Source organism: Mesorhizobium sp. M0317, assembly GCF_040321555.1.
GTDB lineage: Bacteria > Pseudomonadota > Alphaproteobacteria > Rhizobiales > Rhizobiaceae > Mesorhizobium.
The window spans coordinates 1-25,150 of sequence record NZ_JAMYRV010000044.1 but is presented as its reverse complement, the minus strand read 5'-3'; the positions used below and the strand labels follow the sequence as shown (position 1 = coordinate 25,150).

General features: G+C 63.2%; 26 protein-coding genes, 1 other RNA gene and 1 pseudogene. 15 read left to right on the top strand and 13 right to left on the bottom strand.

Annotation, left to right across the window (positions count from 1 at the left end; genetic code table 11):
• Positions 1 to 68: 68 nt before the first annotated feature.
• Positions 69 to 842: a precorrin-6A synthase (deacetylating) gene (gene cobF, locus NKI88_RS25185; protein ID WP_352658032.1), complete on the top strand. Its 774-nt coding sequence runs from the start codon at positions 69 to 71 to the stop codon at positions 840 to 842.
• A gap of 202 nt (positions 843 to 1,044) precedes the next feature.
• Here cobF and NKI88_RS25180 read toward each other — a convergent pair whose 3' ends face one another.
• The 4 genes from NKI88_RS25180 to modA form a co-directional block, all read right to left on the bottom strand.
• Positions 1,045 to 1,386, bottom strand: a complete 342-nt coding sequence (locus tag NKI88_RS25180; RefSeq protein WP_352658029.1) for a winged helix-turn-helix domain-containing protein — start codon at positions 1,384 to 1,386, stop codon at positions 1,045 to 1,047.
• A gap of 69 nt (positions 1,387 to 1,455) precedes the next feature.
• Positions 1,456 to 2,568 (bottom strand): molybdenum ABC transporter ATP-binding protein, encoded by a 1,113-nt coding sequence (gene modC / locus NKI88_RS25175; protein WP_352658026.1) that lies wholly within the window; start codon positions 2,566 to 2,568, stop codon positions 1,456 to 1,458.
• A complete protein-coding gene (modB, locus tag NKI88_RS25170; RefSeq protein WP_352658023.1) occupies positions 2,565 to 3,269 on the bottom strand; it encodes a molybdate ABC transporter permease subunit in 705 nt (234 codons plus the stop codon). The genes modC and modB overlap by 4 nt, the downstream gene beginning before the upstream one ends.
• A gap of 15 nt (positions 3,270 to 3,284) precedes the next feature.
• Positions 3,285 to 4,079 (bottom strand): molybdate ABC transporter substrate-binding protein, encoded by a 795-nt coding sequence (gene modA / locus NKI88_RS25165; protein WP_155922541.1) that lies wholly within the window; start codon positions 4,077 to 4,079, stop codon positions 3,285 to 3,287.
• A 159-nt stretch (positions 4,080 to 4,238) separates the two neighbouring features.
• On the opposite strand from modA, the pseudogene NKI88_RS25160 reads away from it, so the two are divergent.
• A pseudogene (locus NKI88_RS25160) lies at positions 4,239 to 4,436 on the top strand (TOBE domain-containing protein).
• 28 nt (positions 4,437 to 4,464) lie between these two features.
• Here the strand turns inward: NKI88_RS25160 and NKI88_RS25155 are convergent.
• Both NKI88_RS25155 and NKI88_RS25150 read right to left on the bottom strand, forming a co-directional pair.
• Positions 4,465 to 5,259, bottom strand: a complete 795-nt coding sequence (locus tag NKI88_RS25155; RefSeq protein ID WP_023688064.1) for a thymidylate synthase — start codon at positions 5,257 to 5,259, stop codon at positions 4,465 to 4,467.
• A 341-nt stretch (positions 5,260 to 5,600) separates the two neighbouring features.
• Positions 5,601 to 5,912 (bottom strand): DUF2853 family protein, encoded by a 312-nt coding sequence (locus NKI88_RS25150; RefSeq protein WP_023668323.1) that lies wholly within the window; start codon positions 5,910 to 5,912, stop codon positions 5,601 to 5,603.
• A 168-nt stretch (positions 5,913 to 6,080) separates the two neighbouring features.
• Between NKI88_RS25150 and ssrA the strand changes: the two genes are divergently transcribed.
• Positions 6,081 to 6,439: a transfer-messenger RNA gene (ssrA, locus tag NKI88_RS25145) on the top strand.
• Between the two features lie 213 nt (positions 6,440 to 6,652).
• Here ssrA and NKI88_RS25140 read toward each other — a convergent pair.
• On the bottom strand, positions 6,653 to 7,858 hold the full coding sequence (locus NKI88_RS25140; RefSeq protein WP_352658020.1) for a multidrug effflux MFS transporter: 1,206 nt from the start codon (positions 7,856 to 7,858) through the stop codon (positions 6,653 to 6,655).
• Positions 7,859 to 8,045: 187 nt separating this feature from the next.
• Between NKI88_RS25140 and NKI88_RS25135 the strand changes: the two genes are divergently transcribed.
• The 4 genes from NKI88_RS25135 (at position 8,046) to NKI88_RS25120 (ending at position 9,853) form a co-directional block, all read left to right on the top strand.
• Positions 8,046 to 8,729: a TetR/AcrR family transcriptional regulator gene (locus tag NKI88_RS25135; RefSeq protein WP_023668320.1), complete on the top strand. Its 684-nt coding sequence runs from the start codon at positions 8,046 to 8,048 to the stop codon at positions 8,727 to 8,729.
• A 130-nt stretch (positions 8,730 to 8,859) separates the two neighbouring features.
• Positions 8,860 to 9,405, top strand: coding sequence for an SspB family protein (locus NKI88_RS25130; protein ID WP_352658017.1), 546 nt, complete (start codon positions 8,860 to 8,862; stop codon positions 9,403 to 9,405).
• A gap of 18 nt (positions 9,406 to 9,423) precedes the next feature.
• Positions 9,424 to 9,618 carry a DUF4169 family protein gene (locus NKI88_RS25125; protein ID WP_023667420.1) on the top strand — a complete coding sequence of 65 codons (195 nt, stop codon included), beginning with the start codon at positions 9,424 to 9,426 and terminating at the stop codon, positions 9,616 to 9,618.
• Positions 9,619 to 9,631: 13 nt separating this feature from the next.
• Positions 9,632 to 9,853, top strand: coding sequence for a ribbon-helix-helix domain-containing protein (locus NKI88_RS25120; RefSeq protein ID WP_023668319.1), 222 nt, complete (start codon positions 9,632 to 9,634; stop codon positions 9,851 to 9,853).
• A 7-nt stretch (positions 9,854 to 9,860) separates the two neighbouring features.
• On the opposite strand, the gene NKI88_RS25115 is transcribed toward NKI88_RS25120, so the two are convergent.
• The 4 genes from NKI88_RS25115 to NKI88_RS25100 all read right to left on the bottom strand — a co-directional run bounded on the left by NKI88_RS25115 (position 9,861) and on the right by NKI88_RS25100 (position 16,339).
• A complete protein-coding gene (locus NKI88_RS25115; RefSeq protein WP_352658014.1) occupies positions 9,861 to 13,802 on the bottom strand; it encodes an AsmA family protein in 3,942 nt (1,313 codons plus the stop codon).
• A gap of 218 nt (positions 13,803 to 14,020) precedes the next feature.
• On the bottom strand, positions 14,021 to 14,392 hold the full coding sequence (locus NKI88_RS25110) for a hypothetical protein (RefSeq protein ID WP_352658011.1): 372 nt from the start codon (positions 14,390 to 14,392) through the stop codon (positions 14,021 to 14,023).
• A 37-nt stretch (positions 14,393 to 14,429) separates the two neighbouring features.
• Entirely contained in the window at positions 14,430 to 14,909 is a 480-nt protein-coding gene (locus tag NKI88_RS25105) for an STM3941 family protein (RefSeq protein WP_352658009.1), read from the bottom strand.
• Between the two features lie 20 nt (positions 14,910 to 14,929).
• Positions 14,930 to 16,339, bottom strand: a complete 1,410-nt coding sequence (locus NKI88_RS25100; RefSeq protein WP_352658006.1) for an FAD-binding oxidoreductase — start codon at positions 16,337 to 16,339, stop codon at positions 14,930 to 14,932.
• 102 nt (positions 16,340 to 16,441) lie between these two features.
• Between NKI88_RS25100 and NKI88_RS25095 the strand changes: the two genes are divergently transcribed.
• The 5 genes from NKI88_RS25095 (at position 16,442) to NKI88_RS25075 (ending at position 19,126) form a co-directional block, all read left to right on the top strand.
• Entirely contained in the window at positions 16,442 to 16,927 is a 486-nt protein-coding gene (locus NKI88_RS25095; RefSeq protein WP_352658003.1) for a thioesterase family protein, read from the top strand.
• A 146-nt stretch (positions 16,928 to 17,073) separates the two neighbouring features.
• Positions 17,074 to 17,271: a hypothetical protein gene (locus NKI88_RS25090; protein WP_013531006.1), complete on the top strand. Its 198-nt coding sequence runs from the start codon at positions 17,074 to 17,076 to the stop codon at positions 17,269 to 17,271.
• A complete protein-coding gene (locus tag NKI88_RS25085) occupies positions 17,258 to 17,476 on the top strand; it encodes a hypothetical protein (RefSeq protein WP_155929625.1) in 219 nt (72 codons plus the stop codon). Before NKI88_RS25090 ends, NKI88_RS25085 begins: the two co-directional genes overlap by 14 nt.
• A 55-nt stretch (positions 17,477 to 17,531) precedes the next feature.
• A complete protein-coding gene (locus NKI88_RS25080; RefSeq protein WP_023682107.1) occupies positions 17,532 to 18,680 on the top strand; it encodes a histidine kinase dimerization/phosphoacceptor domain -containing protein in 1,149 nt (382 codons plus the stop codon).
• Entirely contained in the window at positions 18,677 to 19,126 is a 450-nt protein-coding gene (locus tag NKI88_RS25075) for a response regulator (protein WP_023668313.1), read from the top strand. Before NKI88_RS25080 ends, NKI88_RS25075 begins: the two co-directional genes overlap by 4 nt.
• A 3-nt stretch (positions 19,127 to 19,129) precedes the next feature.
• Here the strand turns inward: NKI88_RS25075 and NKI88_RS25070 are convergent, their stop codons facing one another.
• Positions 19,130 to 20,035, bottom strand: coding sequence for a dienelactone hydrolase family protein (locus NKI88_RS25070; protein WP_023682108.1), 906 nt, complete (start codon positions 20,033 to 20,035; stop codon positions 19,130 to 19,132).
• Positions 20,036 to 20,170: 135 nt separating this feature from the next.
• Here NKI88_RS25070 and NKI88_RS25065 point away from each other — a divergent pair, with 135 nt between their 5' ends.
• Entirely contained in the window at positions 20,171 to 20,671 is a 501-nt protein-coding gene (locus NKI88_RS25065) for a hypothetical protein (protein ID WP_155923825.1), read from the top strand.
• 12 nt (positions 20,672 to 20,683) lie between these two features.
• Here NKI88_RS25065 and NKI88_RS25060 read toward each other — a convergent pair whose 3' ends face one another.
• Entirely contained in the window at positions 20,684 to 23,023 is a 2,340-nt protein-coding gene (locus tag NKI88_RS25060) for a glucose/quinate/shikimate family membrane-bound PQQ-dependent dehydrogenase (protein WP_502909489.1), read from the bottom strand.
• Between the two features lie 242 nt (positions 23,024 to 23,265).
• Between NKI88_RS25060 and NKI88_RS25055 the strand changes: the two genes are divergently transcribed.
• Both NKI88_RS25055 and NKI88_RS25050 read left to right on the top strand, forming a co-directional pair.
• A complete protein-coding gene (locus NKI88_RS25055) occupies positions 23,266 to 24,102 on the top strand; it encodes a DUF2059 domain-containing protein (RefSeq protein WP_352657997.1) in 837 nt (278 codons plus the stop codon).
• A gap of 80 nt (positions 24,103 to 24,182) precedes the next feature.
• Positions 24,183 to 25,150: ATP-dependent helicase (locus NKI88_RS25050; RefSeq protein WP_352657994.1), on the top strand; the 968-nt coding region annotated here is incomplete at its 3' end.

Below are 25,150 nucleotides of genomic sequence, written 5' to 3'. Positions count from 1 at the left end.
CCACAGTGTCTGGACACGGCAATCGGCGGTCTGGACTAACAGGTTTCGATCGGGCAGGAGTTCGCGTCATGCGCAAGCTTCTCGTCATCGGCATCGGCGCCGGCAATCCCGACCATATGACCGTGCAGGCCCTATCAGGCCTAAACCGGGCGGACGTCCTGTTTATCCCCGACAAGGGGGCGAAGAAGAACGACCTTGCCGAATTGCGCCGCCATATCTGCGACCGTTTCGTCAGCAATCCGAAATCGCGCCGCGTCGAGTTCGACGTGCCGGTGCGCGCCGAGCCGGCGCCTTCCTATCGCTCGACCGTCGATGACTGGCACGAGGCCATCGCCCAGATCTATGAGACCCTGATCCACGACGAACTTGCCGAGAACGGCTGCGGCGCCTTCCTGATCTGGGGCGACCCCTCGCTCTATGACAGCGCGCTGCGCATTCTCGAGCGCGTACGGCTCAGAGGCAATGTCGCATTCGAATTGGAGGTCATTCCCGGCATCACCGCCGTCCAGGCGCTAGCCGCCGGCCACAAGATGGCGCTGAACCGCATCGGCGACCCCGTGCTGATCACCACCGGCCGCCGCCTCGCCGAACAAGGCATGCCGCACAATGCCGGCAGCGCCGTGGTCATGCTCGACGGCAAATGCGCCTTCAACACGCTGGCAGACAAGGATCTGATCATCCACTGGGGCGCCTATCTCGGCACACCCGATGAGATCATCGTTTCCGGTCGCCTGGGTGATGTCGGCGAAGAGATTGAGAGGACGAGAGAAGAAGCCCGGAAAAGAAAGGGCTGGATCATGGACACCTATCTGCTGCGTAAAGCAGGAGAGCCCGAGGAATAGCGCGCTCAAAGGTCGAGTTCCTTCGCGCCCCCCTCCGTCCTGCCGGACATCTCCCCCTCTAGTGGGGAGATTGGCCGTCACGGAGGATTTCGCCAATCGCCTAACAGATTAGCGCCCGTCTACGGGCGAGCTGATCTCCCCCCTTGCGAGGGAGATGTCCGGCAGGACAGAGGGGGGTGTGACGGATCGCAAGCTTCAACCCTCACACAGCATCAATCTCGGCCTGCAAGGCGTCCATATGCGTGGCCGCCGCTGCCGCCGCAGCGCGCTCGATAGCGCGAAAACGGCTGACGACTGCAAGGCCAACTGAGGTCAGCTGTGCGCCGCCGCCCTTCTTGCCGCCGGTCTGCGCCGCGACCAGCGGCTTGCCGAACACACGGTTCATATCTTCCACCAGATCCCAAGCGTGCTTGTAGGACATCTCCATGCCGCGCGCCGCAGCCGAGATCGAGCCGAAAGTGGCGATCTGCTCCAGCAACTCGATCTTGCCCGGACCTATGCGCCCGTCGGGATCGAGATTTATCCGCAGGCTCAGCGACGGCATCTCTTGTCCTCCACGGTCACACTAGCCCCTCTCGACCCATAGCGCTATTCCAAAACGATATAGCGGCTATCAGCCATCCGCTTCGGCCGGCAGCCCGGCGCCGGTGTTGGCACGGTCGAAACTGACCGTCTTGATCACCGCGAACACCTTGCCGCCGAGTTGAAGGTTCAGTACCTGCCTGGATTGTTCGGTGATGCGCGCAAGCACGGTTGCGCCATTGCAGTCGATGCCGATTTCGACCGTCGGCCCCTCGCCCGAGCCGATTGCGACGATGGCGCCCGGCAGGATGTTGAGCGCACTGAGACCTTTCGGCTGTTCGGTGGCGATCATCACGTCGCGGGCGCGGATTCGGATGCGCACAGGCGCGCCGACCGAGACCGCCAATTGCGGCACCCGGATTTCCCCCGCCGCCGAGCCGAGCACGGTCATCCCGAAGATCTCGTCATGGCGCAGCACCTTGGTGTCGAGAACCGCGCCGCCCTCGCCGCGTTCCTCCGCCGGCAGCAATTCGAGCCGTTGCATGATCGCGCCGGTCGGGCCTGAGGCAGCGACCTTGCCTTGCGCCATCACCACCACGTCGCTGGCCAGCCGCGCCACCTCGGCGACGGAGTGGCTGACATATACGATGGGCAGCTTGGTCTCGTCGCGCAGCCGCTCGATATAGGGCAGGATCTCGGCTTTGCGCGCATCGTCGAGCGAGGCCAGCGGCTCGTCCATCAACAGCAGTTTCGGGCTGGCAAGCAGCGCCCGGCCGATCGCCACGCGCTGCTTCTCGCCGCCCGAGAGCTTTGCCGGTCGCCGGTCGAGCAGAGGACCGATGCCGAGCAGTTCGACGACCGCGTCGATATCCGCATAGCGCTCCGCCGGTGGCGTGAACCAGCGGCCATAGCGCAGATTGCCGGCCACGCTCATATGCGGAAACAGCCGCGCGTCCTGGAACACCATGCCGATCCGGCGCTTGTGCTTCGGCACGAAAATGCCGGCATCGGTGTCGACCAGCACACAGCCGTCGACCGCGATACGGCCCTTGGTCGGCCGGATCAGGCCGGCGATCACGTTGATCAGCGTCGTCTTGCCGGAGCCCGATGGCCCGAACAGCGCCGTCAGCCGCCCGGCGCTTTCGAAACGCGCGTCGACGGCGAAACCGCCGAGCCGATGGTTGATGTCCACCAGCACGCTCATTCGATGTCCATCCGCCGGCCGACGCGCCGCGCCAGCACTTCCGAGGCGACCAATGCGGCCATCGAGATGACGATGGAGATTAGCGTCAGCCTGAGCGCCCCGTCATCGCCGCCAGGCACCTGCGTGAAGGTGTAGATCGCCGAAGGCAGCGTCTGCGTCTCGTTGGGAATGTTGGAGACGAAGGTGATGGTGGCGCCGAACTCGCCCATCGCCTTGGCGAAGGACAGGATCGAGCCGGCGATCAGCCCGGGCAGGATCAGCGGCAGCGTGATGGTGGCGAAGACCCAAATCGGGTTGGCGCCGAGCGTTCCCGCCGCTGCCTCCATTTTGCGGTCGACCGCCTCGATCGACAGCCGGATCGCCCGCACCATCAGGGGAAAGCCCATGATACCGCAGGCCAGTGCGGCGCCGGTCCAGCGAAACGAGAAGACGATGCCGAAATCCTCGGCCAGGAACGCTCCCGCCGGCCCGCGCCGGCCGAAGGTAAGCAGCAAGAGATAACCTGTCACCACCGGCGGCAGGATCAACGGCAGGTGAACCACGCCGTTGAGCAGCGTCTTGCCCCAGAATTTTCCGCGGGCCAGCAAAAGCGCCATCAAGATGCCCGGCGGCAGGCTGAACAGCATCGCCACCGTCGCCACCTTGATCGACAGCCGGACCGCATTCCATTCGTCGGGAGTGAGGTCCAGCAGCCAGTTCATGCGTCAGCCGCTACCTTAATTGCTCGGCGTGAGCACGGTGAAACCCTGATCCCTAAACAGCTCCACCGCCTTGGCGGACTGCAGGCACTTCAGGAAAGCCGGGGTATCCTTGTCCTTCGAATCGGTGGTCTGGGCAACCGGATAGATGATCGGCGGGTGCGAATCCTCCGGGAAGGTGCCGACCACCTTGACTCCCTTGTCGGCATGCGCGTCGGTGGCATAGACGATGCCGAGCGCGGCCTCGCCCGTTGAAACCAGCTTGAGCGCGGCGCGCACATTCTCGGCCTGCGCCACCTTGCCTTCGACCGACGACCAGACGCCGAGCGATTCAAGTGCCGCCTTGCCGTATTTGCCGGCCGGCACCGCCTTGACGTCGCCCATGGCAAGCCTGCCGTCGCCAACCAGCTTGGCCAGGTCGAAGCCTTTCTCGATCCTGGTCTCAACCTTGGAATCCTGTGGCGCCACCAGCACGATCTGGTTGCCGAGCAGTTTCACCTCGGTTTCCGGCTTGGTCAGTCTCTTGTCGGAGAGGTACTTCATCCAGTCGAGATCGGCCGAAATGAACACATCGGCGGGCGCCCCGAGTTCGATCTGCTTGGCCAGCGCCGAGCTCGCGGCGTAGGAGACGGTCGCCGCTTCACCGACATCGGCTTCGCAGGCCTTGGTGACGGCGTCGAGCCCGTCCTTGAGGCTGGCTGCGGCAAACACGATCACCTTGTCTCCCGCGTGAGCCGCCGGCATCACGGCCATCAGAGCTACGGCAAAGCCGCCAATCGCGATTGCCCTCATACCAAAACCTTTGTGCCCCAACATGAAAACTCTCCCTGGGCTTGAAATCTGCTGGCTCGACTCCTGCCGACCGATATATCTGGATGAATATAACAAGGGAAGGCCGCCTCCTGCGAAAGCGTATGTTCGGCATCGATTGTTCTGGTTTGGACGTGCACCGAAACCCGGAAAGGAACTCCGATGAAGATCAGCGCCCGCAACATCCTCAAGGGAACGATCGTCGAGATCGTCAAAGCACCTCGCCTGTCCGCAGTGATGTCGCCGGCTCCGTCGTCACGCTTCGATCACCAACGAGGCCGTTGCCGATCTCAAGCTCGAAAAAGGCAAGCAGCCTATGCCATGATCAAGGCAACCGACGTCATGGTCGACATCGATTGAGGGTCGGAATTGATTGACGGTGGACGGATCAGACCGCGATCGGCGCCTTGATCGACGCGTCGGCAAAATAGTTTTCCAGCCGGAAATCCTCGAAGCGGAAGGCGAACAGGTCCTTCACCTCCGGATTGATCCACAGCGTCGGCAGCGCCTTGGGTGTGCGCCGCAATTGCTCGCGCGCCTGCTCGAAATGGTTGGAATAGAGATGCGCATCGCCCAGCGTATGGACGAACTCGCCGGGCTTCAGCCCGGTCACCTGCGCCACCATCAGGGTCAGCAGCGCGTAGGAAGCGATGTTGAAGGGTACGCCGAGAAAAATGTCGGCCGAGCGCTGGTAGAGCTGGCAGGACAGCTTGCCGTCCGAGACGTAGAACTGGAACAGGCAGTGGCAGGGCGGCAGCGCCATCGCCTCCACTTCGGCCGGGTTCCACGCCGAAACGATCAGCCGGCGTGAATTCGGATTCCTGCGTATCTCCTTCAGAACATTGGCAATCTGGTCGATCGACCCGCCATGGCCATCCGGCCAAGAGCGCCACTGCTTGCCATAGACCGGGCCGAGATCGCCATTCTCGTCGGCCCATTCGTCCCAGATCGAAACGCCATGATCTCTAAGGTATTTGATGTTGGTGTCGCCGGCCAGGAACCACAGGAGTTCATGGATGATCGACTTCAGATGCAGCTTCTTGGTGGTGGTGACGGGAAAGCCGCGCGACAGGTCGAAGCGCATCTGGTACCCGAACACCCCACGCGTGCCGGTGCCCGTGCGGTCGCCACGGTCGGCGCCATTGTCCAGCACATGCTGCAAAAGGTCGAGATACTGGCGCATCGGCTTCGCCTCGATTCGGGGTTACTGCCATCATAACCGACTGGCCGCCGGCCGAACACAGCAAAAGGACCAGAACGCGGCTTGCCCCATCACTCTTCAAGGGTTAGCGCTGCCCCTCACCTGCCTGCCGGCATCCTCTCCCCGTATAGGGACGGGGAGAGGGGCGCTGTGATCAGCGGTTTCGCCAATCACAAGCGTTCGAGAGAGAGAGCCAAGGCTGCGGTCAGCCCTTTCTCCCCGTCACTATACGGGGAGAAATGCCCGGCAGGGCAATGAGGGGCGGTGCTGACCTCCGGTGAGGAGCAAAATCAAACGCGCGCTCTGCCTATCGGCAATAATCTCTACAAAGAGCCGAGCTTGCCCAGATCCTTGGCGACCAGATAGTAGAAAGTCACGCGGCTCTTGGAGCTGTCGGCGGCCAACGCCTTGCAGGTCTTCTCGATCGCTGAGTCGGCTTTCGCCCCGTCGGTCACGCCGAGTTTCTTGGCAACCCAGTTGGTCTTGACGCGCTCCAATTCCTTGGGGTCGGTGCAGGATACCAGCGAGGAATCGCGGTTGCGCAGCGCGATGCCCAGATGTTTCACAATCTTGGCAACCACATCGGCATTTGCGGCGGCGTCGTATTTCTTCACGTCTGCGAGATAATCGGCCATCAAATTTCCCCATGTCGGCGCCACGGGATCCGATCGATGAGGGCTGTGGCGCGCTGCCGCAACTTGTGCGCTCGGTCGATACTCCTCACCATCGCAAAGCTTCGGTTGAGACCGCGCGCGAGTCAACCCTCGGCGCCGCAGTTTGGTGCGGCCAAGAAGTGTCATTGCGGCCTTTCATTTTGTGCGCCCGCCCCCTATATTCGTTTTGTCGGCTTGACCGACTATGGCGATAAATGGGCGATGTAATAAGCCGTTCGGACCCGGGGGCGGTACCCGGCGCCTCCACCAAGAACCGCTCTGTGATCAGAGCGGCTGTTGCTGGGGGCGAAATAGGATCGACGAAGGTGTAAAGATCGTACTTTTGCCCGGCATGGTACCACCGTCATCGGGCTAAACCTGTAGTTGCAAATGACAACTATGCGGAAGCACGTCTCGCCGCGTAAGCGGTGCGATAGCTTCAAATCAAGCCCTAGAGGTTCGCACTTCTAGGCGGGGTTCGGAGGTACCTGGCAACAGAAACCTCCACTTCTCCCCTCCTCGATATCGTACGCTCAATGCCGGCTGCCGCTGGCCGGATTTCGCATGACGATGGGCCGCGAAGCCTACACCAAATTGAGCCATGAGCTGGTGCAATTTGCCGCTGGCGTCGGTCGAAGGCCGTGGTTCTGGCCGGGGCCGGATTACCCCAGACGTGAAAAAAGGCCGGGATGACCCGGCCTTTCCGGTCGATTGCGGTCAGCTTACTCGGCCGGCGCTTCAACGGCTTCGCGCGAGCGGCCGAGCGTCAGTTTGGCCAGCGTGAACGAGATCACCGCGCAGAGCGTGATGCCGACCACCATGGGCAGCGGGGTGCCGTCGAAGAAGATGCCGGCGACGCCCATCGCCAGCGCACCGATGGCGAAGTGCAGCGTGCCCATCAGCGCCGAGGCCGTGCCGGCGATCTCGCCATGCTCTTCCATGGCCAGCACCGACGTCGTCGGGATGACCAGGCCGAGGAAGCCGTAGCCGACGAACAGCAGTGCCGCCATCACATCGAGCCGGTCGACGCCGGTCGCCATGACTTCGAACAGCACCACCATCGTCGTGGCATAGCCGGTCACCGCCACCCAGACGACGCGCTTCAGCCCGAAGCGCTCCGACAGCATCCCCGTCAGCTGCGACATGCCGATGAAGGCCACCGCATTAATCGAGAAGAACACGCTGTAGACCGAAGGCGACAGCCCGTAATGGTCGATCAGAATGAAGGACGAACTCGAGAGGTAGACGAAGAAGCTGGCGATGCCGAAGCCGGCGATCGCCACCAGGCCGAGGAAATTGCGGTCACCCATAAGGAAGCGATAGCCGGCGAGTGCGGTTCCGAAGGAGGAACCGACGCGTTCTTCCGCCGGCCGCGTCTCCTTCAGCGAGGTCGCCAGCAGAATGGTGGCCAGCAGGGCCGCGCCCGTCACCGTCCAGAACACGGCGCGCCAGCCGAAATTCTCGATGATCTGGCTGCCGGTCAGCGGCGCCAGGATCGGCGACACCGAAAATACCAGCATCAGCAGCGACATCAGCTTGGCGGCTTCGGTGCCGGTGTGCAGGTCGCGCACAATGGCGCGCGGCACCGCCATGCCGGCGCTGGCGCCCAGTCCCTGCAGGAAGCGGAAGACGATCAGCCATTCGATGGTCGGGCTCATGGCCGAACCAATGCCGCCGACCATGAACAACGCAAGGCCGCCGTAAAGCGGCAGCTTGCGGCCGACCATGTCGGAGATCGGTCCGACGACGATCTGGCCGAAGCCCATCGACAGGAAGAAGATCAAAAGGCTCATCTGAACGGCGGCGGTGCCGGCATGCAGATCCTCGCCGATCGAAGGCAACGCCGGCAGATACATGTCGATAGCGAAGGGGCCGATAGCGGACAACAGGCCGAGCACGACCGCGATGCGGAGGAATTTGGGACTCATGATAAAGGCTTCTTTCAAGTCTGGTTGGCGCCGCCAACGCGACGACTAACCCTAGGACGTTCCATCCCGTTGAAATCCGACGGCTCAGAGCGAGATTATTCGTCTCTACGGAGCGAATTCCCATTTATTGTGTCCACAAATTTAGACAGCCTTGTCTAATTCGTCAATCACCTCTATATAGATTTCTATGAAGCTTGCCGTTTCTCCTGACATTTTCCCGCCACGCGGCCACGAGGCCAAGCGTATGTCGATTATCGATGCGGCGGCTTCGGTCTTCTGCCGGGAAGGCTTTGCCGGCGCCAATATCGACCTGATCGCGGTGGAGGCCGGCGTGTCGCGCCAGACCATCTACAATCACCACCGCGACAAGGAAAAGCTCTTCATGGCTGTGGTGCGCGATCTGACGGAGCGCTGCAATGCCGGCATCTTCGCCACGTTCGCCTCTTTCCCAGACCAGCCGAAGGATCTGGAAGCCGACCTGATCGGCTTTGCCGTGCGCATGAATCAGAACTGCATCTGCAACCGCGACGGACGCTTCCTGCGCAAGCTGATCCAGACCGAAGGCGAGCGCTATCCCGAGCTCTTCGCCGAATGGCGCGACCAGGGGCCGGGCCGGACCTGGCCGGCACTTGCCGCCCGTTTTGCCCGCCTCGCCCATGCCGGCCATCTCGCGGTCGACGATCCCGATGTCGCCGCACGCCAGTTCCTGGCGCTAGCCAACGCCGAACTGCAGACCACCTTCATGCTCGGCGGCATGCCGTCGGAAGATGAAGTGCTGCAATCCGCGACCCACGGCGTGCGCACATTCCTGCGCGCCTTCGGCAAGCGCAGATCAGCGGCAGCGGTGGAAAAACAGCTGGCCAGCGCCTGAACGCCAAAGCAGGCGATCAAATCGTCCGTTACGGGCTTCGCTTCGGCGCATCAGCGATCTATATCCGGTTTACGCCGCGCTCAAGCTTGATTACAGCTATGCGGACGATTCAACGGAACCCGACCAGCACATGGCCGACGACCACATCCGCTACGACATTCTGGCCCAGGAGGCATTGCGCGGCGTCATGCGCAAGGTCCTGGCCGAAGTCGCGCGCACCGGCCTTCCCGGCAATCATCATTTCTTCATCACATTCCTGACCGGCGCGCCGGGCGTGCGGGTGTCCTCCAGGCTGCGCGAGCGCTATCCCGAACAGATGACCATCGTCATCCAGTTCCAGTATTGGGACCTCAAGGTGACCGATACCGGCTTCGAGGTCGGGCTGTCCTTCTCCGACGTGCCGGAGAAGCTGGAAATCCCGTTCTCGGCCGTACGCGGCTTCTACGACCCATCGGTCAATTTCGAACTCGAATTCGACGTTAAGACCGACGTCCCGGCGGAAGACGATGCAGCCGCCCAGCCGGCTGCCGAGCCTTTGGCTATCGTCTCCGAGAAAAAGCCGAAGGCCGAGAAGAAGCCAGCTGCCACCGAGGCCGAGAAAAAGCCCGCCGTGGCCGATGCCGCCGCCGGCAAGGGCGCCGACGTCGTGTCGCTCGACGCCTTCCGCAAGAAGTAGCGGGACGGTCGGCGCGGCATGGGCGAAATCGTCAACCTTCGCCAGGTCCGCAAGCAGAAGGCGCGCACCGAAAAGGAAAAGCTCGCCGGCGAGAACCGCGCTCTGCACGGCCGTTCCAAAGCCGAAAGAACTCGTGACCGTCTGACATCGGACAAGGCCGAAAAATTCGTCGCCGGCCACCGCCGCGAACGCCCGGAAGACCAGGGCGATTGATGGACGGCCTGCGGTGAGCCCGGTCGAAAAACGCTCGGTGACCATCCGCGGCCATCGCACCAGCTATTCCCTCGAAAAACCCTTTTATGACGATCTCGTCGCCATCGCCGCCGCGCGCAAGCTGACGCTTGCTGCCCTGGTCGCGGAGATCGATGAGACAAGACCGCGCGATGCGAACCTGTCCTCGGCGCTCAGGCTTCATGTGCTGGACTGGGCCAAGCGCGGCGCGGTCTGAATGGTTCTTAATTGCCCAGCGACTTCAGCAGATTGTCGACGGAGAACGGATTTGTCCTGGGCTTCGGCGGCGCCGGGGCCGAACCGTCGTTGACACCGGGAAGTGAGCGGTCGACCTTCGGCGCCTGCTCCTGAGCCTTGCGCTCGGCCTCCAGCCTGGCTTTTTCCTGCGAAGCGGTCCGCATCGCCTGCTCAGCCTTCTTCCGTTCGTCCTCGGCCTTTGCGGCGTCTTCGGCAGCCTGCTCTTCGGCCTGCGCCTTCGCGTCCGCATCCGCCTTGGCCTTGGCGTCAGCCTCTGCCTGCGCTTTCGCATCGGCATCGGCCTTTGCTTTGGCATCCGCCTTGGCCTTGGCATCCGCTTCGGCCTGTGCCTTTGCGTCGGCCTGTGCCTTCGCCTTGGCGTCGGCCTCGGCTTTGAGCCGTGCCGCTTCCTCCTGCTTGCGCAATTCCTCGGCGGCGTTGTCGCGCCCGGTCTGCAGGGCGGCGTAGTAGCGCACCTCGCGCCGCAGCCGCTGCTTCTCGAGCAGTGCTGCCTGCATCGCCTCGACCCGCTGCTGCTCCTTTTCCAGCGCGCGCTGGGTCAAAAATTGCGCCAGCGGCTCGCTGTCGAACTGCTTCTTCAGCGCCCCGAACGGCCCATCGACGCTGAAATTGACCGTCGGATCGGAGCCGACCAGCGCCTCGTTGCCAGGCTTATAGGTGACAGCGCCCTTGGTGGCGACGGTACTGGTGTTGAGGTCGGCCGTGATGTCGGCAGACAGCGTCGCCGCCTGGTTTTCGAATTTGATCGGTGGTGCCCGCAACGTGCCGCCGGCGACCGTGAAGGCGATGTCGGTATCGCCGGCCGCAAAGCTGCCGTCGCCGGCAATCTGCGGCGCAAAGCCCGCGGTCTTGGCCACGTCGATGTCGCGCCCGATCGCATCGGCCTTGGCAATCAACGCGCCGAAGGCGTCGGCATTGACGCCGGCAATGGTCAGGCCTTTCAGCGCCGCCGTGCCCGAGCCAGAGAGTGCGGCAATCATCGCGTCGACCGATTTGCCGCTGGTCGACAGCGCTGTCGAGAAATCGCCGCTGCCACTCAATCCGGCAGCCGGCAGCACAGTCGCCAGGTCGGCGCCGGCAAGCCTCATCTGGCCGGAGAACAGCCCCGTGCCGTCTGTGTTCTTCAACTCGAACAATCCGGTGAGCGCGCCGCCGAGCAGTTTTGCCTTCAGGTCCGAAACGCGGATGCCTTCCTGGTCCAGTTTCAACGACAGCGACGCATCATAGGCTGTCGCCAGCGGTCCGGCGGCAAGCGTCGCCGTCGTCAGATCGAGATCGGCGCTGAACGGCAGGCTGGATTTCTGGCTGAATGGCGCCGTCGGCCAGTTCGCGTTGCTGCTGAGGAACGACTGGTCACCGAACAGCGCAACCGCAATCGGGTCGAGGTCCAGTTCGTCGAGCGCCAGCGCACCGGCAAAATGCGGCAGCCCCTGCTTCGCATCGATGTTGACGTCGCCCGAAATCTCCGACTCGTTGATGGATCCGCTGAGACCGCTCAACACCAGCAGGCCATTGCCGAAATCGGCATCCGCGCTGAGCGAGGTCGAGGTGCCCGTGCCCATTCCCGGCAGGCCGGCGCCGGTGGTCATCAGCCACGGCTCTATATCGGAGGCGTCGAGGCCGATCTTGCCCTTGGCGGTGGCGCCTTGCGGTGTCTGAGCTACGGTGCCGTCGAACGTCGCCCTGAAGTCGTCGGCGGCGAAATTGAAGCTCGTCGCCAGGCCGCCGCCAAACGTGCCTTTGGCCGAAATATCGGTGCTTGCCTGGCCGAGCATGCCGAGCGGCAGCGCCGGCAGGCCGTAGAGCGCCAGCAGCACGGTGGCGTCGGGATTTTTGGCGTTGAAGGTCAGCGTCACCGGCGCGTCGAGCAACTGGCCGACGGCACCCTTGCCCGACAGCGACGCCGAAAAGGCCGAACCGCCGGCCTTGCCTTGTCCGCTCACCGCCAGCCCGGTCGTGCCGTCGCCATTGTCGGCGGCGCTCGCCACCAGATCGACGCGCGCGTCCTGGAACAGTTCAGGATAGGCGGCCGTGCGGCCAGCCAGCCCCTTCAGCACCTGATTGTCGGGATAATGTTGCGCGGCAATGTCGATCAGCGGCTTCAGATCGACGGCGACCACCGAGGCATCGAGCTTGCCGGTCGGGCTTGCCGGAAAATCCTTGATCCGGCCGGTGGCGCTGATCGAGGCGCCGGCAAGGCCGCCAATCGACAGCCGGTCGATTTCGAGCAGCCCGTCGCGGAGCCGGAGCGCTGTGTCGACCGTGTCGGCGGTGAGCCCGCCGGCATTGACCGGCCCTGCCTTGATCTGAAAATCGAGGTCACGGTCGGAAAAGCGGTTGGCGCCCTTGTCGCTGACGAAGATCGAGGCGAAGGCCGTCAGCCCGTCGACATCGAGTTCGCCGCCCGCGAGCCGCATCAGCACCGAGGACTTGGCGTCGTCGGGCTGGCTGGAATCGATGCGGCCGGTGAACTTCGACTTGCCGAGGATCAGTTCGAGATCGCTGAACGCCTGGCGCTTCTCCGACAGGTCCACCTTGGCCTTGAAGCCGGCGGCCGGCAGCCGGCGGATCGCCTCGTCGACATCTTTGGACAACCAGGCAGCAAAGCCGGAAGGCTGCGCCACCGCCAGCAGCATGGAGCCGCTGAAACCGAAATGATCTTCGACGCTGAGCATGCCGCTGGCTTCCAGCGTCGTGCGCCCGGGCAAGGTCGCGGCCAGCGATTTCACCGACCAGCCGCCCTCGACCGGCTCGGCCGAGAGATGCACGTCGCGCACCGTGGTGTCGCCAGCCACCACCGCCGGCAGCTTGACCTCGACAGTGCCGGGGATGCTCGGCTTCGGCAGTTCGAGCAGCGCCTGCTCGATTCCGGCAATGCGCTGGTCCAGCGTCAGGCCGGCGCCCTTCTCAGCGCCCACCGCTTCATCCAGTTGCACCTGCGCGCCATTGGCCTCGATGGCGAAGTTCGGCCTAAGGCCGAGATCGACCGAAGCCTTGCCGTCGGCTGTGTAGGGATTGTCGAGCGGCCCGGTCTCGAAGCGGAATTCGTCGACGCCAAGCTTCTGGTGGTCGAGCGAGAACTTGCCGTTCAGCCGGAAGCCCGGATCGGGTTTGCCGGCGCTGATTTTGACGCTCTCGCCATCGCTGCCGCGCAGTTCGGCGCTGTTTTTGTCGTTGCCGGAAATCTTGAACTGGCCGGAATAGACGGCAGCCCCATTGACGATGCCGGCATTGCCGTCGGTTTCGATGACCAGTGGATAGGCATCGGGATCGACCTTGAGCCTCAGCCGCATCTGGCCGCTGCCTTCGGCCTTGCCGGTCGAAGCCGCAACCGTCGAACGCAGGCCATCGAGCAGCAACGTTCCGTCCATGCGCCACGGCCCGGCCAGCGACTTGGCAGAGATGGTCGAATTGATCTCGGAAATCAGATGGCTGCGCCCGCCTGCGGCATGGCGGAGCGCAATTTCTCCCTCCGTCACCGTCAGCTTCTCGATCGAGATCTGGTTGAGGTCGAAGGGCGAGGACGGCCGTATCGCCCAGTCGACCGTGCCGTTATCGGCGATGTCGATCGTCGCCTTCGGATGCACCAGCCGCATATCGAAAATCAGCACTTCGCCGCGCAGGAACGGCGCCAGTTCCGCGTCCATCGAAAAGGTCTCGACGGTCATTGCCTGCTGGCCGCCGGGGCCGCCGGCGACCGTGACGTTTGAGAAGGTCACCGAGGGGAACGGCAACAGCCGCGCCGTGGCGTCGCCTTGCACCGTCACCTTGCGGCCGAGAATGGCGCTCGCCTCGCGCTCGAATTGGGCGCGGTACCCGGTCCAATCGACAAAATACGGCACCACCAGCGCCGCAACCAGCACCAGCACAAACAAGCCACCGAAGATCACGAACAGGCGTGCGAGCATCAGCTCCGAACGGGTTGATTGAAAGTCAGCCGCACTCTACCCGCATCAGCGTGTCGATAAAGAGGCAATTTCCCAGGCAGACACATCACGATTGGCCTGATCCGGTGCGCCCGATCACTGAGATCCGATCGCCTCCATCAGCATCGGCAGGACCGCCCCCTGATGAAGGTTGACCGAAAAACTCCTCGCAATGAATTCCAGCGTCGAATCGTGGAACGTCAGGATGAAGTGCCGATAGCCGGAAAACAGTTCCGGCTTGTGAGAGGAATGAACCCGATTTGCCTTCTCGAAGGAGGCGATCCAGGAGGAATTGCGGACTTCGAACGCGGAATACGGCCGCAGCCCCAGCCCATACAAACGGTGTCCGCTGAGTCGTTTGGCGGGCCGAACTGACATGCCAGATAAGGATCCGCCGTCAGGAAGGCGATCGACTGGCTTTCTGTCGCGGGCGAAACCGACCGGGGATTTGTGCCGTCGAATGACGGATCCGGGCTGTCGACGATGTAAGCAATGAGCAGCCTGCCCTCGTCGGCAAAGACATGAGGCAAAGGCGCGCCTGCGGACGACAGCGGCACGTCGATCTGTATCAAGGCCTCCGATGCTGGCATCTATTGGGCCTCTCTCACTTCATCGTCCTATGGCCCGTCGGCGATATTCGTTCAGCAGCACCACCATCTCCTCGGGCGACAATGTCCAGCCCTGGGGTAATGCGGCTTCGGCGCCCAGGCTTTTGGTCACGCTGCCCATGACGGAGCTTTTCTTGACGCCCGGTGCGAAATTGTACCCGATCATATCGCCTATCCTGCGCCGGCGATGGACGACGAAGAAGCTTTCGATATCCTTCCAGGGGACCAGCTTGGGCGATCGAACAAGGCCTCCGCCGAGACTGAAACCTTGTCCGTTCAGCACCAGAATCTGCGGCCGCACAAGCTGCCAGGCAAACACCAACGCGCCGAGCCCGAAAAAGGCCACGCACCACCAAAGGCCGGCGGTGTCGCCGTCCTCGGAGACATAAATCAGGAAAGCGCAGGCCAGGACAAAGAAGAGGCTGGCCGACAGCAGTAACAGTGTCTTGCCAAGCGATGCCCTTATAATCAGGGTATCCATTGCCGCTCCTCACATTTCGGCTATGCAGGTAATATCTTGCCCGGGTTCATGATGTCTTGCGGGTCGAGCGCTTTTTTTATGGAGCGCATGATGTCGACACCATGGCCGAGCTCATGGCGCAGGAAGCCGATCTTGCCCTGGCCGATGCCGTGTTCGCCGGTGCAGGTGCCGTCCATGGCGATCGCCCGCATGTTCAGCCGCGAGACGAATTTCTCCGCCAGCGCGATCTCTTTGGGGTCGTTGACATCCATCAGCACCAGCACATGGAAATTGCCGTCGCCGGCATGGCCGACGATCGGCGCAACCAGGCCCATCTCGGCAATGTCGGCCTCGGTTTCGGCAACGCATTCGGCCAGCCGCGAGATCGGCACGCAGACATCGGTCGACAGGCCCTTGGTGCCCGGCCGCAGCGTCAGCGACGCCCAATAAGCATCGTGCCTGGCCTTCCAGAGTTTCGTGCGCTCCTCGGCGACGCTCGTCCACAGGAATGGCCCGCCGCCATTGTCTTCAGCAATGGCACCGAAGGTTTCGGCCTGTTCGGCGACACCGGCATCGCTGCCGTGGAACTCGACGAACAGGCACGGGCTCTCGGGGTAATCGAGCTTCGAGTAATTCTTCATCGCCCGCATCTGCAGTCCATTCACCAGTTCGATGCGCGCCACCGGAATGCCCATCTGGATGGTCGCGATGACCGCGTTGCAGGCCGCCTCGAGGTTTGGAAACGGGCAGACGCCGCCGGAGATCGCCTGCGGAATGCCTTGCAGCTTCAAGGTCAGCGAGGTGATGATGCCGAGCGTGCCTTCCGAGCCGACCAGAAGCCGCGTCAGATCGTAGCCGGCCGAACTCTTTTTCGCCCGCTTGCCGGTCGTCACCGTCTCGCCATCGGCCATGACGGCCGTCAGCGACAGCACGTTTTCACGCATCGTGCCGTAGCGCACCGCATTGGTGCCGGAGGCCCGCGTTGCCGCCATGCCGCCGAGCGAAGCATTGGCGCCGGGATCGATGGGGAAGAACAGGCCGGTATCGCGCAGGTGCCGATTCAAATCCTCGCGCGTTACGCCAGGCTCGACCGTGCAGTCGAGATCCTCGGGGTTGACCGACAGGATGCGGTTCATGCGCGAGGTGTCGACCGAGATGCCGCCACCCGGCGCGTTGGTGTGGCCCTCCAGCGAGGAACCGACGCCGAAGGCGATGACCGGCACGCGGTGCGCGGCGCAGGCACGTACGATCTCCTGCACCTCTTCTGTCGTCTCCGAGAACGCGACACCGTCAGGCGCCTGCGTCGGAATATAGGTGGTGGTATGCGCATGCTGCGAGCGGATCGCCGCGCCTGTCTGGAAGCGTTCGCCGAGCTGCTGCTTGAGAATGCCGAGCACGGCGGCGATGCCTTCCTCGTTGCGTTCGACCGGATTGAGGTCGCTCAGAGCCATGAATTCCTCCGCGAATGGACCAGCGTCCACGCTTGTTATGCGATTATGGATGCGTAGTCTCGACTGCCGCGCTCTGTCCAGCACCAGAACAAGGAACTTTCCATGCCTGTTCCCGCCCCCTTAGTTTCCAAACCGATGGGCATCGAGAAGGACTGGATCGACTACAACGGCCATCTCAACATGGCCTATTACAACGTGTTGTTCGACCGCTGCTCGGATGAGGCGTTCGAGGCGATGGGCATGGGGCTGGACTATGTCGAAGAGCGGCGCCTGACCATCTACACGGCCGAAGTCCATGTTTGCTATGTCCAGGAACTGCACCTCGAACACAAGGTCGTCGTATCCTTCCAGCTGATCGATCACGACGACAAGCGGCTGAGGGCCTACCAGGAAATCCGCCATGTCGATGGCTGGCTTGCCGCCACCTCCGAAACCCTGTCGCTGCATGTCGACATGTCCGGGCCGAAAGTCGCGCCCTTCCCCGCCGATGTGCAGGCCAAGGTGGAAGCCATGCGCGCCGCCCATTCTGCACTGCCGATGCCCGAGCGCGCCGGCCGTTCGATCGGTATTCGCCGCAGGACCGCTTGAAGCGCTGCCGCGCCCGCGTTAACCTTACCAAGGTTTTAACGTGAACAAGCCATTTGGGCCATTGAACGACTCAGCTGACCGTTTGAGAACGGTGCCATGCGAGTTGTGACGCGGGCGGCGGGCAACAGGCGGTTCGAGGAACGTGCATGAAAACCGACATCAAGGTCGAGGTGGACAGGCTGGCTGCCGATCCGCGCATCACCGACTATGATTTCTGGCGCTCGTTGAAGAACGTCAACAACGAGATCTTCCACATCGCCAACAACAACGAGCCTATCCCCTTCGACATGATCCGCTGGCGCGCCATCCTGAAGCAGGCGCGCATGAAGCGTGGCCACGCCTGATGTTTCCGCTGTTCTGAGAAAGCCGCCACCGGCGAGCGCCGCCACGGACCATTGCGACCTGATCATTTCCAAAGGTCTGCGCCAGCCCCGCTTTCAGCGAATCGGCTGCATCCGACAACCTTCAAAAACCGTTCATTTCGACAGTTTGCGCAACCGGCGATTCGGTTTCGCAAACGGCTGCCTGCGACAAGAAGATCAAGATTGAACCAATTCCACGTCTAAGCCGTTGTGACCCCTGAAAAACGGCTTGGAGTGAAAGCATGGACTGGAAAAGGACCAGGGAACCGGCCGACGCATGGCACATGACGGACAATCTGCATGCCGAGCACGGCAAGGGCGATCCGTTCGCGGCCGCCATCCGCGCCACCCGCATGTCGATGGTCATCACCGATCCCCGTCAGGCGGACAATCCGATCGTCTTTGCCAATGACGCGTTCCTGCGCCTGACCGGCTACGAGCGCGACGAGGTCATGGGCAAGAACTGCCGCTTCCTGCAGGGGCCAGAGACAGACAAGGCAGCTGTGGCTAGCGTGCGCGACGCGATAGCAGCGGGAACCGATATCGCCATCGATCTGTTGAACTACCGCAAGGACGGCTCGACATTCTGGAATGCGCTCTACATCAGCCCGGTTTCCAACGACAAAGGCGAACTCCTGTTCTTCTTTGCCTCACAGCTCGATGTCTCCGATCGCAAGCGCTCGGAGGATCGCATCACCGCCGACAAGAACCGCTTTGAAAAGGCTGTCAAGGAACGCACGCGCGAGCTTGAGGCCGCCCTTGAGGCGCAGACCACGCTGCTGCACGAGGTCGACCATCGGGTGAAAAACAACCTGCAGATGATCTCCTCGCTGATCATCATGCAAAGCCGGGCAATCAAGGATGAAGCGACAAAGCGATCGCTGGCCACCATGCTGGAGCGCATCGAGGCGCTGAGCACGGTGCATCGCCGTCTCTACCAGTCAAAGGATGTCAGCCGCTTCGATGTCTCGGATTTCGCCAGGGATCTGGTCACCGACCTGCTGACCGCATCCGGACGCGCCGAGATCAAGCCGACGCTGGACCTCGAACCCATCGTCATTCCGGCCGAAAAAGCCACGCCTGTTGCCTTGATGGTCAATGAGCTTGTCACCAACGCGCTGAAGCACGCCTTCAAGGCAAAGCCGGACGGCACCACCGCGGGGCGCATCGGCATCAAGATGAGCCAGCCCGACGGCCACTTCAACATCGAGGTTTCCGATGACGGCGTCGGCATGGCCGAGGCCAGTGGCGATGCTTCCTTCGGCATGCGGCTGATCAAGTCGCTTGCCCGGCAGTTGCATGCCGACATCGAATGGCGCGACGCCGGCCCGGGCACAAAGGTCGTCATCTCGATGCCGAACGAACCGCAGCAGAAAGGGAAGCTGTCATGAACGAACCGCTCAAGGTCCTGATCGTCGAGGACGAGGCGTTGCTGGCGATGGAACTGGAAAGCCTCGTCGAGGAAGCCGGCCACAGCGTTGTGGGTTGGGCGACATCCTTGGCCGAAGCAAGAGGTATGATTGATACCGCCGATGCCGATATTGCCTTTGTCGATATCCACCTCGCCGACGGACCAACCGGGGTCGAGGTTGCCGAGCATATCCGCGAGGGTAACCGTTCCATGGTGGTGTTCATGACCGCCAATCCAAAACGCATCCCCGACCATTTCGCCGGCGCGATCGGCGTCATCGCCAAGCCCTACACGATGAACGGACTGGTGTCGGCGTTGCGCTATCTGCAGGAGGGCGTGCGGCGCCCGCCCCCGGTCTCGGTGCTGCCGGCCGGTTTTACGCTGTCGCCGGCCTATGAAAGCGTATGGGCGTCGTCGGCGGCCTGAAGCCTACGCCAGCTTCTCCTTGAGGAAAGCGATCGTCCGTCCCCAGGCGAGATCGGCTGCCTTCTTGTCGTAGCGCGCGGCCGAGGTGTCGTTGTTGAAGGCATGGTTGACGCCGTCATAGACATAGAGCGTGTATTCGACATGGGCGGCGTCGAGCGCTTTCTTGTAGGCATCGATGCCGGCGTCGATGCGCTCGTCGAGCCCGGCATAGTGCAGCAACAGCGCCGCCTTGATCTTCGCCACATCCTCGGCCTTCGGCTGCATGCCGTAATAGGCGACGCCGACGGCGAGATCGGGCGCGTTGACCGCCAGATTGTTGACCGTGCCGCCGCCCCAGCAGAAGCCGACAGCACCGACCTTGCCGTTGCCGTCCTTCTCGCCCTTGAGATAGGCGATGGTCGCCAGGCCATCGGCGGTGACCTGGCTGGCGTCGAGCTTGGTGAACATGTCGCGCGCCTTGTCTTCGTCAGCGGGCGTGCCGCCGAGCGGCGACAGGAAATCCGGCGCCAGCGCCACGAACCCTTCCAGCGCAACGCGCCGCGCAACATCCTTGATATGCGGGTTGAGCCCCCTGTTCTCGTGCACCACGATGACGGTGCCGAGCTTGCCGGACTGGTCCGCCGGCCTGACCAGATAGCCCTTCATCTCACCGCTGCTGCCGGAATAGGTGATATCTTCAGCCTTCACGCGCGGATCGTTGTCGGCGACGATTGCCGCCTGCGCCGAATTCGCCGCAAGCAGCGGCGCGATCGCGGCCGCCGCCGCGCCCGATCCGGCAAGCCTGGTCAGCTGTTCCATGAAGCGGCGGCGGTCGAGCGTCAGATGCGTGTATTCGTCATAGGCATCGATCATCGCCTGGGTGATGGCAGGTTTGGCAGGTTTGACGGCTTCGGCGGTGGGTTTCGTCATGGCGTGCTCCTCGTTAGGAGATGATCTCACGGTCACTCCGGGATGACCTCATGGTCACTCCGGGATGACCTCGCGGTCACTCCGGGATGACTCGCGGATCAAGATAGGGTGCAAGCTCGCACGGTCCAGTCTCGGATGGGTGACGCTTGCGCCATCGAACGATGCGGCCGCCCCGCCGAACGCGCCCATCACATTTTGGTCATTTCAGAGAATGTCGATGGTGCCGCCACAATATGGAAGGAAGCTGATGATGGTCTCGCTCGTAGCGGCGAGCCCGACGAGAAGGAACAACGCCATGACCTTGTCTACTCCGATCCTTGCAAGCGCGCTCGTGCTTGCTGTTGCTGCCTTGCTGGCAATGCGCTCCGCTGCTGCCGCAGCCGCCGCTCGGATGGTGAAGGTCCGCGTCGACCGGCGTCGGCCGGCACCACGCTGATCCAGCAGGCCGAAACAGGGCCGCAGCTAACCAATGAAGTACTGGGCTCCGTGCCCAGCCTCAAAGGCCATCTCTTACGCAAGCTGACCAAGGCTGCTGCTGCCCTCATCGCCCTGCCGGGCACTTCTCCCCGTATAGATGCCGGCAGGCAGATGAGGGGCGGCGCGACAGAATATCTGCCGGGCCGATCACTTACCTAAGTCACATCGCTGCTACTTCGGCAGCGTATAGGCCATCACATAGTCGCCGGGCTTGGTGCCGACCGAGCCATGGCCGCCGGCGACGATGACCACGAACTGGCGGCCGTCGGCGACGGTGTAGGTCATCGGCGTCGACTGCCCACCGGCCGGCAGCCTGGCCTGCCAAAGCTGCTTGCCCGATGTCAGGTCATAGGCGCGCAGATAGTCGTCGACCGCCGCGCCCAGGAAGACGACGCCGCCGGCGGTGATCATCGGCCCGCCAATGCCGGGAACACCGACCTTCAGCGGCAAGGGCAACGGCGTCATGTCGTAGACGGTGCCGTTGCGGTGCTTGTAGGCGATCTTGCCGGTTCTGAGGTCCGCTCCCGCCACATAGCCCCATGGCGGCGCCTGGCAGGGCACGCCGAGCGGCGACAGGAACGGCCCCATCACCACCGCATAGGGTGCGCCCTCATTGCGGTTCAGCCCCTGCTCGCTGCCGCGCCCCTCATCCGGCGGCGGCACCTGGTCGCGCGGAATGAGCTGCGATTTGAACGCCAGATAGGTCGGCATGCCGAACATCACCTGCCGCACCGGATCGACGGCGACGCCGCCCCAGTTGAATGTGCCGAAATTACCGGGATAGACCAGCGACCCCTGCACCGATGGCGGGGTGTAGCGGCCCTCGTAGCGCAGGCCCTGGAATTCGATCCGGCAGGCCAGCTGGTCGAACATGGTGATGCCCCACATGTCGGCGCCGGTCAGCGGCCTCGGATTGAAGGAGAGATCCGAGACCGGCTGCGTCGGCGACGTGTGATCGCCCTCGACAGCGCCGCCCGGCGCCGGCACTTCCTTGATCGGGATGATCGGCTCGCCGCTGCGCCGGTCGAGCACGTAGAGGTCGCCCTGCTTGGTCGGCCCGACCAGGCCCGGAACGACGCCGGCAGCGGTGGTGATGTCGACCAGCGTCGGCTGAGCCGGCTCGTCCATGTCCCAGAGGTCGTGATGCACGGTCTGCCGCACCCAGCGCAATTGCCCGGTGGCGAGATCGAGCGCGGTGATCGAGGAGGAAAACTTCTCGACATTGGCGCTGCGGCCCATCCCGAGCTGGTCCGGCGTCTGGTTGCCGAGCGGCACATAGAGCAGGCCGAGCTTCTCGTCGGCGCTTGCCGTCGACCACATGTTGGGCGAGTTGTTGGTGTAGGTCTGGCCTGCCGCCAGCGGCGTTGTCTGGTCCGGATTGCCGGAATCCCAGTTCCACACCAGGGCGCCGGTGTCGACGTCGAAGGCGCGGATGACGCCGGACGGCTCTTGCGTCGAATAATTGTCGTTGACCGCGCCGCCGATGATGATCTTGCCGCCGGCAATCAGCGGCGCCGAGGTCGAGTAATAATAGCCCGACTTCGGATACGGCATGTTGGTCAACAGATTGAGCGTGCCGGCCTCGGCGAAGGACGCGCAGACCTGGCCGTTGGCGGCGTCGAGCGCGATCAGCCGCGCATCCGATGTCGGCAGGTAGACGCGAGTCGCGCAAGGCTGGCCGGCGGCGATCTTGGCATCGGCATAATAGGACACGCCGCGGCAGGTCTGGTGCTGGCGGTCCTTGTCGAGCTTGATCTTGGGATCGAAACGCCATTTCTCCTTGCCGGTGGCGGCATCGATGGCAATGGCGAAATTGTGCGGCGTGCAGATATAGAGCGCATCGCCCACCTTCAGCGGCGTCACCTGGTAGGTGGTTTCGCCGACATCGTCCGGCCCTTTCACGTCGCCGGTCTGGTAGGTCCAGGCCGGCTGCAATTTGGCGACATTGTCGGGCCTGATCTGGTCGAGCGGAGAATAGCGCTGGCCAAATTGCGTGCGGCCGTAGAAGTGCCATTCACCCGGAGGCACGTTGCCGCCGAGATCGGCAGTCGGCGTCACCTTGTCGGCGCTGAGGTCCCCGGCGATGTCCTTGGGATCGGCCGTCATCGAATAACCGGCGACGGCGAGCGAAGCCAGCGCGGCCAGAATGAGCGGCGCTCGCGCGTCGGGGCCGGTCAGGCCCCGCCTTGCCCAAGGCGTCAGCAGCCACAGCGCCAGAAGCACGATGATGCCGCCGCGCGGTCCGAGTTCCCACCAGTCGAAGCCGATTTCCCACACCGCCCAGGCCAGCGTGCCGAGCACGATCGCCGCGTAGAGCCAGAGCGCCGTCGATTTGCGCCGGAAGAGCAGCCATGCGGCGATGAGGAAGGCGAGACCGGTGATGACATAGTACCAGCTGCCGCCCAGCATCACGAGCCAGACGCCGCCGCCGCCAAGTGCGAGGCCGATGAGGAACAGGATGAGGGAGGTGATGACGACAGCCAAGACGATACTCCTTCGACTGATGCGCATTCCGCGACGCAGCCATGGGCAAAGGTATGCCAATCCTGCCCCCGGCGGTACAACCTTCTCCCGGCCGCCGTGCCTGTCAAGCCGCCGGGGAGCGATCCATGGCGAAACCAAAAGGCCATGCCGCAGGCTCTCTTGCGTAACAGGGCGTTTTTCGAGGCCACACGCCAAGGTGGCAATCCCGCCTTGCCGGCATCCGGGTTTTCCAGCAGTCTGCTTTGGACCAACCATCAGGAGCAACCAGAGTGACGTCATTCGCCTCGCCTCTGACGCGCGTAGTCCTTGTCCTCTGTAGCTTCGTCGCGCTCACGGCCGGCACAGTGGCCGCGCCGGCACAGACGCTGAGCGAGATCAACAAGGCAAACGGCTTTCACGAGATGCTGATGGGCATCGGTCCCGGCATCGCCGCAGCCACGAAATCCATACCCGAACCGTTACCGGCAAATTTCCAGGACGCCTTGTCGGTCGCGCTGGAAGGCGCCTTCGACGCAGTCAAAATGGAGACTGCCATCGAATCGCGGATGGCGGACAGGCTGTCGGCCACCGATCTGTCCGACCTCGCAGCGTTTTACGCTTCCCCGTTGGGCAAGCACGTCACCGCTTTGGAAATTCAGTCGTCTGGCCCGGAAGGCAGGCAAAGCAAGAAGACAGAGGGCAAGCAAATCCTCGCCGAGCTTCCGACCAAGGATCCAGCCCGGCTCGAATTGTACCGCAAGATCATCGACGATATCAGCGCTGTCGACACCGGCGAGGCGATAGCGCTGAACATGAGCTACGCGATGGTTACGGGGATGCTGGGCGCAGCCGGAAAGCCTCTGTCGGACGAACAGATCATGGCGCTGGTGCGTCAGCAATCCGTGAAAATTCGCCAGAACATCGAACAGAATGCCATGCAGGGTAGCGCTTATACGTACCGGGATCTCCCGCTCGGCGATCTCAGACTGTACTCGACATTCCTGGCGTCACCCGCGGGCAGCCGCTATTACGACCAGATGCTGACGGCCTTTGGCATGGTGATGACAGAGGAAGCGCGCTCGTTCGGACATCGATTGTTCGTCGCGCTCGGTTACCGAAAGGCCTGAGCCGCAATATCGGGCACTTTAGCAGAACAAAACGTAGACACTTCTGGTCTTTCGCTCCCGAATCACTACATTCGGGGGAGATGTCCGGCTTTGCGGAAGACATGCCCTTTTTCGACGAACCCAGTGCGCGGCCCGCGGCCCCGTCGGGCATAGCCGCGCGCGCCATGGCGGCCCGCAGCGGACCCAACAGCGCACCCGATTATCTCAACGGCCTCAACCCCGAGCAGCGGCTGGCGGTGGAAACCACCGAAGGCCCGGTCCTGGTGCTGGCCGGCGCCGGCACCGGCAAGACCCGCGTGCTGACCACCCGCATCGCCCATATCCTGGCCACCGGCAGGGCTTTCCCCTCGCAGATCCTGGCGGTGACCTTCACCAACAAGGCCGCGCGCGAGATGAAGCAGCGCATCGGCCATCTCGTCGGCGAAGCCGTCGAGGGCATGCCGTGGCTCGGCACCTTCCACTCCATCGGCGTCAAGCTCTTGCGACGGCACGCCGAGCTGGCCGGGCTCAAATCCGATTTCACCATCCTCGACACCGACGACGTCGTACGGCTGATCAAGCAGCTGATCCAGGCCGAAGGCCTCGACGACAAGCGCTGGCCGGCCAAGCAGTTCGCGCAGATGATCGACGGCTGGAAGAACAAGGGCCAAGGCCCCGCCGACATTGCCGAGGGCGATGCCCGCAGCTTCGCCAACGGCAAGGGCCGCGAGCTCTACAAGGCCTATCAGGAGCGGCTCAAGATCCTGAACGCTTGCGACTTCGGCGATCTGCTCTGCCACCCGATCCGCATCTTCCGCGCCAATCCGGACGTGCTGAAGGACTACCACAAGCGCTTCAAATACATCCTCGTCGACGAGTACCAGGACACCAACACCGCGCAATACATGTGGCTGCGGCTCCTGGCGCAAAGACCTACCTCCCCCTCGATGGGGGAGGTCGCGCCCCGGAGCCGCGCGGGGGGGGGGGGGCGCCCGCGGGGCCGGGCGGCGGCCGCCCGCCCGCGGGCGGGGGGCCCGCCCCGCCCCCCCCGCGCGCGGGAGAAGGGGCG

Excerpts from the sequence above, each read along its gene's own strand:
- NKI88_RS25105 (WP_352658009.1), bottom strand. The coding sequence starts at position 14,909 with ATGGATACCCTGATTATAAGGGCATCGCTTGGCAAGACACTGTTACTG.
- NKI88_RS25065 (WP_155923825.1), top strand. The coding sequence starts at position 20,171 with ATGGGTGACGCTTGCGCCATCGAACGATGCGGCCGCCCCGCCGAACGC.
- NKI88_RS25095 (WP_352658003.1), top strand. The coding sequence starts at position 16,442 with ATGCCTGTTCCCGCCCCCTTAGTTTCCAAACCGATGGGCATCGAGAAG.
- NKI88_RS25090 (WP_013531006.1), top strand. The coding sequence starts at position 17,074 with ATGAAAACCGACATCAAGGTCGAGGTGGACAGGCTGGCTGCCGATCCG.
- NKI88_RS25180 (WP_352658029.1), bottom strand. The coding sequence starts at position 1,386 with ATGCCGTCGCTGAGCCTGCGGATAAATCTCGATCCCGACGGGCGCATA.
- NKI88_RS25100 (WP_352658006.1), bottom strand. The coding sequence starts at position 16,339 with ATGGCTCTGAGCGACCTCAATCCGGTCGAACGCAACGAGGAAGGCATC.
- NKI88_RS25130 (WP_352658017.1), top strand. The coding sequence starts at position 8,860 with ATGGCCGACGACCACATCCGCTACGACATTCTGGCCCAGGAGGCATTG.
- cobF (WP_352658032.1), top strand. The coding sequence starts at position 69 with ATGCGCAAGCTTCTCGTCATCGGCATCGGCGCCGGCAATCCCGACCAT.
- NKI88_RS25115 (WP_352658014.1), bottom strand. The coding sequence starts at position 13,802 with ATGCTCGCACGCCTGTTCGTGATCTTCGGTGGCTTGTTTGTGCTGGTG.
- modB (WP_352658023.1), bottom strand. The coding sequence starts at position 3,269 with ATGAACTGGCTGCTGGACCTCACTCCCGACGAATGGAATGCGGTCCGG.
- NKI88_RS25140 (WP_352658020.1), bottom strand. The coding sequence starts at position 7,858 with ATGAGTCCCAAATTCCTCCGCATCGCGGTCGTGCTCGGCCTGTTGTCC.
- modC (WP_352658026.1), bottom strand. The coding sequence starts at position 2,568 with ATGAGCGTGCTGGTGGACATCAACCATCGGCTCGGCGGTTTCGCCGTC.
- NKI88_RS25125 (WP_023667420.1), top strand. The coding sequence starts at position 9,424 with ATGGGCGAAATCGTCAACCTTCGCCAGGTCCGCAAGCAGAAGGCGCGC.
- NKI88_RS25080 (WP_023682107.1), top strand. The coding sequence starts at position 17,532 with ATGGACTGGAAAAGGACCAGGGAACCGGCCGACGCATGGCACATGACG.
- NKI88_RS25150 (WP_023668323.1), bottom strand. The coding sequence starts at position 5,912 with ATGGCCGATTATCTCGCAGACGTGAAGAAATACGACGCCGCCGCAAAT.
- NKI88_RS25155 (WP_023688064.1), bottom strand. The coding sequence starts at position 5,259 with ATGCGCCAGTATCTCGACCTTTTGCAGCATGTGCTGGACAATGGCGCC.
- NKI88_RS25070 (WP_023682108.1), bottom strand. The coding sequence starts at position 20,035 with ATGACGAAACCCACCGCCGAAGCCGTCAAACCTGCCAAACCTGCCATC.
- NKI88_RS25075 (WP_023668313.1), top strand. The coding sequence starts at position 18,677 with ATGAACGAACCGCTCAAGGTCCTGATCGTCGAGGACGAGGCGTTGCTG.
- NKI88_RS25135 (WP_023668320.1), top strand. The coding sequence starts at position 8,046 with ATGAAGCTTGCCGTTTCTCCTGACATTTTCCCGCCACGCGGCCACGAG.
- NKI88_RS25060 (WP_502909489.1), bottom strand. The coding sequence starts at position 23,023 with ATGCGCATCAGTCGAAGGAGTATCGTCTTGGCTGTCGTCATCACCTCC.